Genomic DNA, 13,023 nt, shown 5'->3' with positions numbered 1-13,023 from the left:
ACACGAACCGTCGTCAAGTCTCAGTGACTGGTTTATTAACTGGATTCATCAGACACTCAGGCGATCGTTCTGAGTTCAATGCGCATCTCAGGCCCATTTTTCAAGGCTTTTTTCTGGCGAAGCACGCCTTTGGAAATAGCGCCCTGGAGGATATTAACCCGCCCCTGACCACTTCTTACTGCCCAAACTGTGCTGCCTCTTCCAGGAACGCAGCCTCGGTGGAAGTACTGCGACGACCCAGTACTCGGTTGCGGTGCGGGAATCGGCCAAAACGCTCAACAATCTGAGCATGCTCGCATGCACTACGATGGAACCCGCTGAGCACATCCCGTAAACGCCCTTGCGCCGTGCGCTCAAGCTGCTCATAGAGTGCGACCCCTTCGCGCTGCATTTCCCGGTTCTCGGCGTGTTGGTAGGGCATGTAGAAAAACGCCCGCTGGATATGCGCCAGTGTCAGCTCACTGCCTTCTGCTACCCCTTCCCGCGCCAGGCGCTGAGCCAGCGCATCATTGCGGTATGCCATAGGGGTGCGCCGGTAAATATTACGGGAGAACTGATCCAGAAGCAGGATCTCAGCAAGAGCGCCTCCGGGAACACTGCGCCAGTGGTCCAGCCCCTCCTCGGACGCCAGCAGCACCATGGAGGAAAAACGTCGTCTCATGGCCCGATCAAACCGACGCCCGCCAGCAAACCACTGCTCACGGTAGCTTTTGTCGGGAACCCCATCATGATCCAGGGGACCGAACCAGAAATCCAAAATGTAAGGCCATTCGAACATAAACAAAGGATATCAGGGCGCGGCAAATGCGACCATGCGGGATTCGTGAACCTTTTCCTGGCTCGCAGCGTCTGCCGATGCCACCATTGACGAAGGTTCAACCTATTATCCTGAACCGCAACCGGAGCTCCCTATGCGCCAGCACATTCTGATCACCGGCGGCACCGGCTTCATCGGCCAACTCCTATGTCACCAGCTCCAGAGCGAAGGCCGTACCCTGACCGTGGTGAGCCGCCGCGACGATGCTGAAGTCCAGCGCCTCTGCGGGCGGGTGCAGGTGATACACGCGCTGTCGCAAGTGCCGCAACTGCCGGCTGTCGATGCCGTCATCAACCTCGCTGGCGAAGGCATTGCCGAAAAACGCTGGACGCAGAACCGCAAACAACAGTTATGGGATAGCCGTGTGGCCTTCACGGATGAGCTGGTCAATCAGCTCCGCCGCCGTCACGCCCTACCCGATGTGCTCATTTCCGGGTCCGCGGTAGGCTATTACGGCGATCAGGGGGAGCGGGATGTCACCGAAAAAACCACTCCCAACGATGAGTTCACTCATCAACTCTGTACCGCATGGGAAGCATCCGCCAACCAGCTGGTTAACGAAACCCGCGTGTGCCTGTCGCGAACCGGTCTTGTGGTTGGGCGTGATGGCGGTTTCCTTCAGCAGATGCTGCCTCTGTTCAAGCTTGGGCTGGGCGGGCGTCTCGGCAACGGCAAGCAGTACATGCCCTGGATTCACCGATACGACATGGTTCAGGGACTCATTCATCTTCTGGACTCGCCCCAGCTCAGCGGCGCGTTCAACCTTACGGCTCCTGAACCCGTTTCCAATGCAGAGTTCAGCCAAGCACTCGGTCAGGCCCTGGGGCGCCCGGCCCGGCTTCCGGCACCAGCACCGGCACTAAAGCTGATGCTCGGCGAAATGAGCCGGCTGTTGCTAACCGGCCAGAAAGCTCGCCCCGAACGGCTCCTGGAGTCCGGATTCCAGTTCCAGTACCCCAGAATCGACCAGGCACTGGCCGAGGCCGTGGAATGAGCCTGCCACGGCTGATCGCGCTACTGGCTCTGATCACCGCCACAGTCGTGCCAGCCGTTGCTAAGAAGTTAGACGGCGGCAAGGCCTTTGAAGGGGCCAGTTATCAGGCCTGCGGCTTGATTGCGAGCCAGTATCTGACATCCGTACAGCTGATGGAACAGGGGCTGTCGCCACAGATCCTGAAAGAGACGCTTCCGGGATTGAGTGATGCTGGAGAAAGACGCATTAACCGGCTCCATAATGCCCTCAACGAAGGCGGCACTGCAGAGACCTACTCCAACATCCATGCCCGCTTTGCACGCTGCGCCAACAGCGTGCATGACCAACGGGGTCAACCCGACCCCGGAACGCGCGAGGATCTTTTCTACCGCTGTGCGGGCGAACACAAAATCCGCTACGAAATCGCGCTCGCTGCCTTTGCCGGAGGTAGTCTCGAGGAGGTTCGAAAGCAGCTGGCCTCTCGTCACAAGCCCATCGCGGAAGCTGTTTTCCAGCGCTACCGGGAAACGGACGCCGCCACAGTACTGCGCGAGATAGGCACCACCTTCAAAGCGTGCCTGCGCGCGCCTGCCGCAAATTCCAGCGCAGATAATGGTTGACAGCCCCGCCCGGTTTAACTAAAGTGCGCAACCTGTAACGCAAAGCGCAGCGTCCCGTTCGTCTAGTGGTTTAGGACACCGCCCTTTCACGGCGGTAACAGGGGTTCGAATCCCCTACGGGACACCATCTCCCTATTCTTTCCCGTTTTCTCCTAGCTTACCTGATTTGAACCTCGTCCGGGCACGACGGCCATATGCGACGAATAAGGGCCGTACTGCTATAGTATGTCGCATCGGTAATCCACCCCGACGACTCGGAGTCGAGCTGACGTCCCATGCGTAACCCGCTGTCCTGGTCACGTAGCCCCATCATCCGTTCGCCTCTGTCGCTGCGACTGCTGGGCCTGATCGTGCTGTGCAGCTCGATTTTCACTTTGGTCGCCGCAGCCGCCCAGGTATGGGTAAGCTACCGCTCCGACGTAGCCAGCATCGAGCATAGACTCCGCGTGATTGAGGCCGGTTACCGTAACAGCCTGGCCAGTAGTGCCTGGGCCATTGACAGAGAGCTCATCAAGGTACAGCTGGAAGGCATCACCAGTCTCCCCGACATTGCCCATGCAAGGGTAGACATGAAGCCCGAAGGGGTGATTCGCGCTGGAAGCCGTCCACAAAATGCTGGTACCGCAAGCCATGATTTCAACCTCAGCCACGAAGGGGCATCACTGGGGCACGTAACGGTCACCGCCAGCTTGAATGGGGCCTGGACAAACCTCAAGCGAAACATCCGCGTCATCCTGACAACCCAGGCGCTACGAACCTTCTTCCTGTGCCTGCTGCTGTTATGGATTTTCCATTATTTTGTGGCCCGCCATCTCACAACCATGGCCAACTACGCCCAGCGGTTCACGCTACGTAATCTGAACGAACCACTGCTACTGGAACGACACTCGCACCCATCCCAGCGCCAGGATGAACTGGATCATGTCACAGAGGCCATCAACAGCATGCGCGAACGTCTTCGTGAAGATCTGGAGCGCCAGAAAACCGACGAAGCCGAGATCCGCAAACTGTCGCTGGCCCTGGAGCAGAGTCCTTCCTCGGTGGTTATCTGTGACCGGAACTGGCACATTGAATACGCCAACGACAAGTTCCTGCAGCTCACTGGCCACCGCATGGACGACATCAACGGCCACCATCCGGCATTTCTGACAGCGGATACGCTCAGCGAGGAAGACAACCGCGAGCTTTGGAACAACGTTCGGCTTCAGGTCCAACGGGTCGGTGTCTGGCAGGGGGAGATGCAACGCACACGGGATAACGGCGAGCGCTTCTGGGAACAGGTCGTGGTCACACCCATCCGCAGTGAGGATGAACAACCGTCCCACTACCTGATCCTCGGGGAAGACATCAGCATTCGCAAGCGTTACGAACAACAGCTGCTACGTCAGGCCAACTACGACATCCTCACCGGCCTGCCCAACCGGATGCTGGCACTCGACCGTCTCAAGCTGGCCCTGGCGCAGGCCCGGCGGGATCAGAGCATGGTCGGCGTCATGTTCCTGGACCTGGACAACTTCAAGCACGTTAATGACACCATGGGCCATGACGCTGGCGACAACATGCTGATTGAGGCCTCACGCCGCATATCCGCCTGCCTGCGCGGCACCAGCACCGTGGCCCGCCTCGGCGGGGACGAATTCCTGATCATCCTGCCCACGCTGGCCTCCCCCGAGGCAACGCATCAGGTAGCCGAGCGCATTCTCCAGACCTTTGTGCCGCCCTTCCACGTTGCCGGGCAGGAAGTATTCGTAAGCACCAGTATTGGCATTGCCATATATCCTGGGGATGGAGAAAACAGCACCAATCTGCTTCAGAACGCGGACGCTGCCATGTACGAGGCTAAAAACCGAGGTAAGAGTGCATTCCAACGCTTCGCCCCGGAAATGAAGGCCGTCTCCCAGGAGCGGCTGCAGACGGAGAGCCTGCTCCGGCGCGCTCTGGAAATGCAGGAATTTGAGCTCCGCTTCCAGCCCATACTGCGACTCGGAGACAGTCGCATCATGGGAGCAGAGGCGCTCCTGCGCTGGAATAACCCGACTCTGGGCATGGTGCCACCGGACCGTTTCATCCCGCTGGCGGAGGAAACCGGCCTGATCATCTCAATTGGCCGCTGGGTCATCCACGAAGCCTGCCATGCGCTCAGCCGCTGGCAGAAGCAGACTGGCGATCCCGTGATCATGGCTGTCAATGTATCGCCCCGCCAGTTCCGTGATCCGCATTTCGTACAGACGGTCAGTGACGCTCTCGAGGAAACCGGGCTGGAAGGCCAGTACCTCGAGCTGGAGATCACAGAAAGACTGATCCTGGACAACAACCTTGAAACCGATCGCGTCCTCCACGACCTGGATGCAATGGGCGTGCGGCTTTCCGTGGACGACTTTGGCACTGGCTATTCCGCTCTTGGTTACCTCAAGAACTATCCATTTGACACCCTGAAGATCGATAAATCCTTTGTAGGCGATCTCAACCGCGATTCGGATGACACTGCCCTGGTGCGTGCCATCATCAACATGTCACACAGTCTTGGGCTGCAGGTAGTGGCCGAAGGCGTGGAACATCAGGATCAGCTTGAATACTTGACAGGTGAGCACTGTGACTACGCTCAGGGCTTCCTGTTCACCCATCCGCTCAATGAACGCGAATTTCTACTCTGGTGCAGCAGCCACGTGGACGGTTAGGATGCCGCCATGAATCAAAAGCATCTGCTCATCATCAACGCTGGCAGCTCCTCACTGAAGCTGACTCTGGCGACACTGCCCAACTACACCGTTCTTGCCGCCTTCCTTGCCGAGCGACTGGGCGCTGATACCCCTACTCTAACCCAGAAGGCACCGCAGAGCGCCTGCACCCCCCTGAGCACTGGCAGCAGTCACCAGCAGGCGCTGGAAGCCTGCCTGGAGCGCCTCCAGGAGCAGGGCCTGCTCACCCACGAGCCGGACGCGGTGGGCCACCGTGTGGTGCATGGTGGCGAGTCATTCACGGATTCGGCCCTGATCGACGAACAGATTATCACCGCCATTGACACCTGCAGTACCCTGGCACCGTTGCACAACCCCGCCAATCTGGCGGGAATCCGCGCTATTCAGACCCTCTACCCCGACTGCCCTCAGGTGGCCGTCTTCGATACGGCTTTCCATCAGTCGCTCCCGCAAGCAGCCTACCATTACGCCGTACCACGAACTCTCTACGAGGAACACGGCGTGCGGCGTTACGGCTTCCACGGCACCAGCCACCGCTGGATCCTACAGCAGGCCTCTGAGTGGCTGAATCAGGCGCCGGAACGAACTGCCATCATCTCCGCGCATCTCGGTAACGGCTGCAGCGTGACCGCCGTGCACGAAGGCCAGAGCGTCGACACCAGCATGGGTCTAACGCCCCTGGAAGGCCTGGTGATGGGAACACGCAGCGGTGACGTGGATCCTGGGCTGTTCGACTTTCTCCTCCGGCGGGGCTACGGTGCTCAAGCCATACACGACATGCTCAACCGCGAAAGTGGCCTTTTAGGACTTTCCGGAGTCAGCCATGATATGCGCACACTTACCAAAGCAGCTGCTGACGGCCATGAACAGGCCGATCTGGCGGTTAACGTCTTCTGTTTCCGACTGGCACGCTACATTGGCGCTATGATGGCATCCCTGGATCGGCTGGACGCACTGGTGTTTACAGGGGGCATCGGAGAGAACAGCGCTACTGTGCGCCAGCGAACCCTGGCACATCTCGGTATTTTCGGTATTGCGGTGGATGAGACTGCTAATAATCAGACTGAGACAGATACCGCAACAAGCATTCAGGCCAGTGGCGGCCCTCCGGTACTGGTAATCCCCACGGATGAGGAACAGATGATCGCGCTGGATACGCAGCGCCTGACCAACGCAAGGAGGACCACGTGATGGCCCATAATCTGTTCATTGCCCCCACCGATCTGCATTCCGGCCTTACGTCTGTCTGTCTGGGCCTCGTTCGGGCACTGGACCGCCTCGGGCTGCGTGTTGGCTTTTTCAAGCCCGTGGCTCAGAGTGCCATGGGCGAGGATTCTGATGCCTCCGTCCACTTCATCCGCGCGCGGACCAATCTTGAGCCCTCGACCCCCGTTACGCTGCGCGAAGCGCAGGAATGCATCAACGAGGGGCGTTCAGGTGAATTGATGGAAGACATCGTCAGCCGTTATCACGAATCCTGCGAGGATTGCGACGTTGTCATTGTCGAAGGTCTGGTGCCTGACAGCCAGGAAAGCTACACCCAGCGGCTGAACGTGGAAATGGCCCGTAACCTGGACGCACAGGTCATCCTGGTGAGCGCCCCCGGAAAACGAACCCCCACCGAGCAGGGCGATCGACTGACTTTCACCAGCCGCATTTTCGCCGAATCCGGCGAAACGCCGGTCATCGGCGTTATTCTTAACCGTCTCGGGGAGCCCACCGGCCACACCCTGCCCCTGGCTGCCGATGATACCGAACCCGACCCGGTGCCCGACTGGGCTGGCGAATGCCCCCCGCTGCGCGACGGCCATCTACGACTGATCGGCGCCATTCCCTGGCGCCCGGAATTGATCGAGCCGAGGGTCAGTGATATAGCCCGGGAACTGGAAGCGCAGCACCTCTACAGTGGTGACATGGAGAAGCGGCGGGTACGCCGGCTCAGCATTGCCTCGCGCACTATTCCCAACATGGTGGAAACCCTCAGGCCAGGCACGCTGGTGGTTACGCCCGGCGACCGCGAGGACATCATTGTGGCCGCTGCTTTGGCCGCCCTTTCCGGCATCCCGCTGGCCGGACTGGTGCTGACCGGTGGACTCAGACCCAGTAACCAGACTCTTAGGTTCTGCCGCTCAGCACTGGACACGGGTCTACCTGTCATGACCTCAACCATGGACACCTATCATACGACCCATTGCCTTGCCTCCATGGCTATTGCGGTACCCGTGGACGACGGGGAACGCATTGAAAAGGTTATGGAAACCACAGCTGAAGCCATCGATGCCGAATGGCTACGCGACCAACTAGCCGTGGACCGCGAACCGCGCCTATCACCACCGGCGTTCCGTTACCTTCTAACACGCCGGGCTCGCGAGGCGGGCAAACGCATCATCCTGCCGGAAGGCGATGAGCCCAGAACACTGCAGGCCGCCGCACGCTGCCAGGAGAAAGGCATTGCCGAATGCGTGCTGGTCGGCAATCGCGACCAGATCCGCTCCGTGGCCCATTCACGGGACATCACCCTGCCCGACAGCATCGAGATTATCGATCCGGAGGAGGCACGGGAAAGCTACGTGGATAGCATGGTCGAGTTGCGCCGCCATAAAGGCATGAAGCCGGACATGGCCCAGGCCTTACTGGAAGACAACGTCATGCTGGCCACCCTGATGGTCGCGCTGGATGAGATGGACGGTCTGGTTTCTGGCGCTGTTCACACAACCGCCAACACCATTCGGCCCGCCCTGCAGCTGATCAAGACCCACCAGGCGGCCCGGATCGTGTCGTCGATTTTCTTCATGTGCTTGCCGGATCAGGTGCGGGTCTACGGCGACTGTGCGGTAAACCCGGATCCGGATGCTAAGGAGCTGGCGGATATCGCCATACAGAGCGCGGATTCCGCCCAAACCTTCGGCATCACGCCCCGTGTAGCGATGATCAGTTACAGTACCGGCAGTTCCGGAAGCGGAGACGACGTGGTAAAGGTGCGCCAGGCTACCGAAATTGCCAAGGAGCGGCGCCCAGACCTCGTTATCGACGGACCACTGCAATATGATGCCGCCGCCATTGAAAGCGTTGCCCGAAGCAAAGCGCCTGACAGCCCTGTCGCGGGCCGTGCCACCATCTTCGTTTTCCCGGATCTCAACACCGGCAACACTACTTACAAGGCGGTTCAACGCAGCGCCAATGTGGTAAGCATCGGCCCCATGCTACAGGGCCTGCGCAAGCCGGTGAACGATCTCTCAAGAGGCGCTATGGTGGAGGACATTGTCTTTACCATCGCGCTGACGGCGATTCAGGCAAAACAGGTGGCAGACCAGGGGCTGGCTTGATTCGCCTCAAGCCCGTTTCTTGCGGTGCTTGGTCTGCTTTTCCTTCTTTTTCACATGCTGCATCAAGCGCGCTTTCTTCTGTTTCTGGCGCTTGTTGAGCGTGTTTTTCCGGCCTTCAAAGGGGTTGTCCGGCGATCGGAACTCAAACCGGATGGGCGTTTCCTCAACCTTCAGTACCCGGCGGTAGGTGTTCTCCAGATAACGCTGATAGTCTCTGGGCACAGCATCCGCCTGGGTCCCGTGCACCACGACCCGTGGCGGGCAGGAGCCGCCCTGATGGGCATAACGCAGTTTAATACGATGGCCCCGCACCATAGGTGGCGGATGCTGGGTAACCGCATCCTGCAGAATGCGGGTAAGCTGGTTGGTGGACCATTTTGCCATCGCGGAATCATATCCCGCATTGATGGAGTCATAGAGATCCCCCACACCCGTACCATGCAGGGCCGAAATGAAATGCATCCGGGCGTAATCGAGAAAGCCCAGCCGCCACCTCAGGTGTTCCTTAAGCCAGCGCCGGTCCTCCGGATCCATGCCATCCCACTTATTGATGACGACCACAACGGCACGACCGGCATCAAGGGCGAAGCCAATCAGGTGCATATCCTGATCCACCAGCCCTTCACGCGCATCAATCATGGCAACCACGACATGCGCCTGCTCTATCGACTGGAGCGTCTTAACTACCGAGAATTTTTCGACTTTCTCCTTGACCTGCCGCCGGCGGCGGACCCCGGCTGTATCAATCAGGGTATAGTCGCGATCCCGACGACTGAAAGGGATCCGGATGCTGTCACGAGTCGTGCCGGGTTCGTCGTAGACAACCACCCGGTCCTCGCCAAGGATCCGGTTAACCAGGGTCGACTTGCCCACATTGGGGCGACCGATGATGCCAACCTGAATCCGGTCCTCGTCTTCTGCCTCTTCTTCCCCTTCCAAAGATTCCTCATCGCCAACCACGGCATCCAGAAGCTGGCGAACGCCACGATTATGGGCGGCGGAAACTCGGTGAAGAAGTTCAAAACCAAGACCATGGAACTCAGCTGCCGCCTGCTCCTCGTCCTGGCCGTCAGTCTTGTTGATAACAAGGTGGGCAGCAACGCCCTGGCGGCGAAGCTGGTCAATGATGGCTTGATCACCGGGCGTAAGCCCGGAACGACCATCCACAACCAACAGCACGGCGTCGGCCTCTTCAATGGCGGCGGTAGCCTGGTCCGCCATCAGCTGGTCTACAGCCTCCTCTTCGCCGGCGAGCCCCCCAGTATCAATGGCAATGAAACGCCGCCCATGATGGCGCCCCTGACCATACTGGCGATCCCGGGTCAAACCCGAAAAGTCAGCGACCAAGGCATCCCGGCTACGTGTGAGCTGGTTGAACAGGGTGGACTTGCCCACATTGGGCCGGCCGACAACGGCGATGACAGGTATCATAGGTTTCAGCGGCTGCTTTCCCTTATGTGGTAGGAAGCCAGCCAGCCCCCGTTGCCAAAGACGATCACACGGTCACGGAACCGGATCGGCGGCGAGCGCAACCCCGCGTCGTCTACAAGAAGGCGCGCGTCAATGCTGCCATCAGCGGCGTCAACCGCGTAAAGATAACCCTCAAAGTCCCCCACCATGACATGGTTTCCCAGAGACACAGGCGCGCCCGGCTGACGCCAGGCTAGTTTACGGTGGCGCCAAAGCTCATTGCGGGAAGCACGTTCAAATCCCACCAGCGTACCATCCGCGCCAGCGGCCACTATCTGATCTTCAGTGACAGCGGGCGCCTCCAGACTGGAGAGTTCACGGCTCCAGCGTTCTTCGCCGGACCGTAGATCCAGAGCTGTCACACTCCCCTGATAAGCGCTCACATAGACTGCATCGTCAACCACGTGGGGCGAGGAATCCACGTCCACCAGCCGCTCCAGTTCGGTTCTACCTGCCGGCTCGGCCAAGCGCTTTTCCCACTGGACTGCACCGCTGCGCACATCCAGGGACACCACCCGGCCATTGTCAAAGCCGGCAATCACGCGGCTTCCATCCAGCCAAGGGGTGGCATTACCGCGAAAGCTCAGCACTGGCATGTTGCTGTCGTACTGCCAGCGCCGATCACCGTTGGATTGATTGAATGCCAGGAGTTCACCGTCAATGGTCTGGGCGACCACATAGCGCCCGTTGCTCCGTGGCGCCACCAGGGACTCATTAGGCAGGGACGCACGCCACTGTTCCTTTCCCTTATGGGACAGCGCGATCAATTCCCCATTACGTGTCACCACATAGAGGTGGTCGCTGTCCACGCCCACACCAGCCAGAATCTTCTCATCCAGCTTTTGCCACCAGTCGCGACGACCATTGCGAGCGTTATAGGCCGTCATGTATCCGCTCTCGGTGGCCGCGTAGACCGTACCCTCATGCACACCGGGCGACAGGAACAGATACTGTCCGTCCATGCCATCGGCTACCCGGCGGCTCCAGATCTCGCGAACTTCCACATCCCCCGAGGCTTCAGGAACAGCAGCTGGTTGCTCTTCGGGCTCGGAGCTGCTGCATCCGGCAAGCACAACACTCGCCAGCACATACATCATCACGCAGCGCCAAGCTGCGGCAGGTGCCCGCATCAACCCTCCTCCATTGCGGCCAGGTCGCTCAGCTTGAGCTCAAGCAGACGGTCATTCATATTTTTTCCCTGGGATTCGCGTGCTGCCTGGTAGGCCTGCCGCGCGTCTTTTTCATTCCCCACAGCGTGATGGGCGTCTCCTTTGAGTTCGTGGAACAGAGGTGCGAACTCGCCAGCATCAGCGATGCCTTCGAGTGTTGATAGCGCACCCTCAAAATTCTCATTGGCCAGCTGTGCGCGCGCCAGCCGAAGACGGACCACCATTGGCAGTGGTTCACCCCCTGCTTGCTCCAGTGCCCATGAAAGTTCCTCCACCGCGTCTTCCGGGCGGGATTCTTCCATGTAGACGCTGGCTGCCACCATGGCAGAAAACACCGCGTAAGGACTGCCTGGCTGGCTATCCTTGAGATTATCCAGCGCGTATTCCATGGAGGAAAGACGCTTTTCAGTATCTTCTTCGGATTGCAGTGCGCTGATCACGCCGTCAAAACCCTGCCGCGCCTCGGCGCGAGCCGTAGCCTCACGGGCTTCCCAGTACTGCCAGCCGGCTACCCCCAGGATGACGATGGCAATGCCCATGAGCACGCTGGCACCATTCTGCTTCCACCAGCGTTTGAACGCTTCCCACTGCTCATCTTCTTCCGCCACTGTTTATTCTCCCTGTTCGTTTGTTCTCTGAGCGAGGCGCGCCTCACAGGCCGCCACCAGCTCGGACTGTGCCAGCTGATGCTGTTCAGTACTTGCAAGATCCTTGACGCTGACCTCCCCGGCTTCGGCCTCATCCGCGCCCAGAATCACCGCCAACCGTGCGCCGGAAGCATCCGCCTTTTTCATGCGGCTTTTAAAGCCACCACCACCACAATGAGTGACAACTCGCCGCGACGGCAGGGCACCCCGAAGGCGCTCCGCGAGGGCGAACGCCTGGGTGGAAAGACGCTCGTCCATCCCCAGCACATAGATATCGGCGTTACCGTTGACCCAGTCTGGAACCAGCTTTTCTGTCTCCAGAAGCAGTATCAGGCGCTCCATGCCCATGGCGAAGCCAATCGCTGGCGTGGATCGGCCACCGAGCTGCTCCACCAGGCCGTCGTAGCGACCACCCGCACAAATGGTCCCTTGGGCACCAAGCGCATCGGTAACCCACTCGAACACGGTTTTGCCGTAATAGTCCAGCCCCCGGACCAGTCCGGGGTTGATGCTATAACCAAGCCCGGCGGCATCGAGGCGCTCACACAGACCCCGAAAATGCTCGCGGCTTTCCTCGCCGATGTAGTCCGCCAGCACAGGCGCATCCTCAAGAATCCGCTGGGTTTCAGCTACTTTCGAGTCCAGGATCCGCAGCGGGTTGCTGGCAAGCCGACGCTGACTGTCGTCGTCAAGCCGGTCACGGTGATTGTCCAGGTAGGCGGTGAGCGCCTCACGGTAACGCTGGCGGTCTCCGGCCGTGCCCAGGGAGTTGATTTCCAGATGCACCTGATCAGCCAGCCCAAGGGCACGCCATATCCGTGCTGTCATCAGAAGCAGCTCGGCATCAATGTCCGGCCCTTCCATGCCAAAAGCTTCCACGCCAATCTGATGAAACTGGCGGTAACGTCCTTTCTGGGGACGTTCATGCCGGAACATGGGACCGGTGTACCAGAGTCGCTGCTGCTGATTGAAAAGCAGCCCGTGCTGTTCGGCAGCGCGAACGCAGCCCGCGGTACCTTCAGGCCTGAGAGTCAGGCTGTCGCCGTTACGATCCTCGAAGGTATACATTTCCTTCTCAACGATATCGGTGACCTCACCGATAGAACGGCTGAACAGCTCGGTTTTCTCCACAATGGGCATCCGAATCTCACGATACCCATAGCCATTGAGCACACTCCCAATGGTGTGCTCCAGATACTGCCAGACCGGTGATTGGTCCGGCAGTATGTCATTCATTCCACGAATTGCCTGTATTCTGGCCAAGGTTTTCCCCTGTTCGGTCGCGTGGTTGCCTGCCCGCGA

10 protein-coding genes and 1 tRNA gene are annotated in these 13,023 nt (G+C 59.4%); 6 read left to right on the top strand and 5 right to left on the bottom strand.

The genetic code is table 11. The annotated features are described in order from the left end of the window. Positions 1-175 precede the first annotated feature (175 nt). Positions 176-778 carry a DUF924 family protein gene (locus AAF659_RS03725; RefSeq protein ID WP_349750346.1) on the bottom strand — a complete coding sequence of 201 codons (603 nt, stop codon included), beginning with the start codon at positions 776-778 and terminating at the stop codon, positions 176-178. Between the two features lie 133 nt (positions 779-911). Here AAF659_RS03725 and AAF659_RS03720 point away from each other — a divergent pair, with 133 nt between their 5' ends. The 6 genes from AAF659_RS03720 to pta all read left to right on the top strand — a co-directional run bounded on the left by AAF659_RS03720 (position 912) and on the right by pta (position 8,435). Then, positions 912-1,811, top strand: coding sequence for a TIGR01777 family oxidoreductase (locus AAF659_RS03720; RefSeq protein WP_349750345.1), 900 nt, complete (start codon positions 912-914; stop codon positions 1,809-1,811). Continuing rightward, complete coding sequence (locus AAF659_RS03715) at positions 1,808-2,410, top strand: hypothetical protein (RefSeq protein ID WP_349750344.1); 603 nt, start codon at positions 1,808-1,810, stop codon at positions 2,408-2,410. The genes AAF659_RS03720 and AAF659_RS03715 overlap by 4 nt, the downstream gene beginning before the upstream one ends. Positions 2,411-2,461: 51 nt before the next feature. After that, positions 2,462-2,537: transfer RNA gene (locus AAF659_RS03710), tRNA-Glu, on the top strand. 148 nt (positions 2,538-2,685) lie between these two features. Continuing rightward, positions 2,686-5,088, top strand: coding sequence for a bifunctional diguanylate cyclase/phosphodiesterase (locus tag AAF659_RS03705; protein ID WP_349750343.1), 2,403 nt, complete (start codon positions 2,686-2,688; stop codon positions 5,086-5,088). Positions 5,089-5,097: 9 nt separating this feature from the next. Continuing rightward, entirely contained in the window at positions 5,098-6,300 is a 1,203-nt protein-coding gene (locus AAF659_RS03700; RefSeq protein ID WP_349750342.1) for an acetate/propionate family kinase, read from the top strand. Continuing rightward, positions 6,300-8,435, top strand: coding sequence for a phosphate acetyltransferase (gene pta / locus AAF659_RS03695; RefSeq protein WP_349750341.1), 2,136 nt, complete (start codon positions 6,300-6,302; stop codon positions 8,433-8,435). The genes AAF659_RS03700 and pta overlap by 1 nt, the downstream gene beginning before the upstream one ends. A gap of 6 nt (positions 8,436-8,441) precedes the next feature. On the opposite strand, the gene der is transcribed toward pta, so the two are convergent. From der to hisS, 4 genes are read right to left on the bottom strand one after another with little or no spacing between them, the layout of a single operon-like run. Further along, the gene (gene der / locus AAF659_RS03690; RefSeq protein ID WP_349750340.1) at positions 8,442-9,866 is read right to left on the bottom strand and encodes a ribosome biogenesis GTPase Der; all 1,425 of its coding nucleotides are present in this window, start codon (positions 9,864-9,866) and stop codon (positions 8,442-8,444) included. 5 nt (positions 9,867-9,871) lie between these two features. Further along, positions 9,872-11,035, bottom strand: a complete 1,164-nt coding sequence (gene bamB / locus AAF659_RS03685; RefSeq protein WP_349750339.1) for an outer membrane protein assembly factor BamB — start codon at positions 11,033-11,035, stop codon at positions 9,872-9,874. Further along, positions 11,035-11,682, bottom strand: coding sequence for a YfgM family protein (locus AAF659_RS03680; protein ID WP_349750338.1), 648 nt, complete (start codon positions 11,680-11,682; stop codon positions 11,035-11,037). The genes bamB and AAF659_RS03680 overlap by 1 nt, the downstream gene beginning before the upstream one ends. 3 nt (positions 11,683-11,685) lie before the next feature. Continuing rightward, positions 11,686-12,984 carry a histidine--tRNA ligase gene (gene hisS, locus AAF659_RS03675; protein ID WP_349750337.1) on the bottom strand — a complete coding sequence of 433 codons (1,299 nt, stop codon included), beginning with the start codon at positions 12,982-12,984 and terminating at the stop codon, positions 11,686-11,688. Positions 12,985-13,023: the final 39 nt, after the last annotated feature.

Origin of the sequence: Salicola sp. Rm-C-2C1-2, from assembly GCF_040196175.1 — a bacterium.
Classification (GTDB): Bacteria; Pseudomonadota; Gammaproteobacteria; order Pseudomonadales; family Oleiphilaceae; genus Halospina.
Note: the sequence above shows the minus strand (reverse complement) of the source record. Positions and strands in the feature narration are given on the sequence as shown.

Bases quoted from the DNA above. Each gene is read 5' to 3' on its own strand.
- AAF659_RS03725 (WP_349750346.1), bottom strand. From the start codon at position 778: ATGTTCGAATGGCCTTACATTTTGGATTTCTGGTTCGGTCCCCTGGAT.
- AAF659_RS03720 (WP_349750345.1), top strand. From the start codon at position 912: ATGCGCCAGCACATTCTGATCACCGGCGGCACCGGCTTCATCGGCCAA.
- AAF659_RS03715 (WP_349750344.1), top strand. From the start codon at position 1,808: ATGAGCCTGCCACGGCTGATCGCGCTACTGGCTCTGATCACCGCCACA.
- AAF659_RS03705 (WP_349750343.1), top strand. From the start codon at position 2,686: ATGCGTAACCCGCTGTCCTGGTCACGTAGCCCCATCATCCGTTCGCCT.
- AAF659_RS03700 (WP_349750342.1), top strand. From the start codon at position 5,098: ATGAATCAAAAGCATCTGCTCATCATCAACGCTGGCAGCTCCTCACTG.
- pta (WP_349750341.1), top strand. From the start codon at position 6,300: ATGGCCCATAATCTGTTCATTGCCCCCACCGATCTGCATTCCGGCCTT.
- der (WP_349750340.1), bottom strand. From the start codon at position 9,866: ATGATACCTGTCATCGCCGTTGTCGGCCGGCCCAATGTGGGCAAGTCC.
- bamB (WP_349750339.1), bottom strand. From the start codon at position 11,035: ATGCGGGCACCTGCCGCAGCTTGGCGCTGCGTGATGATGTATGTGCTG.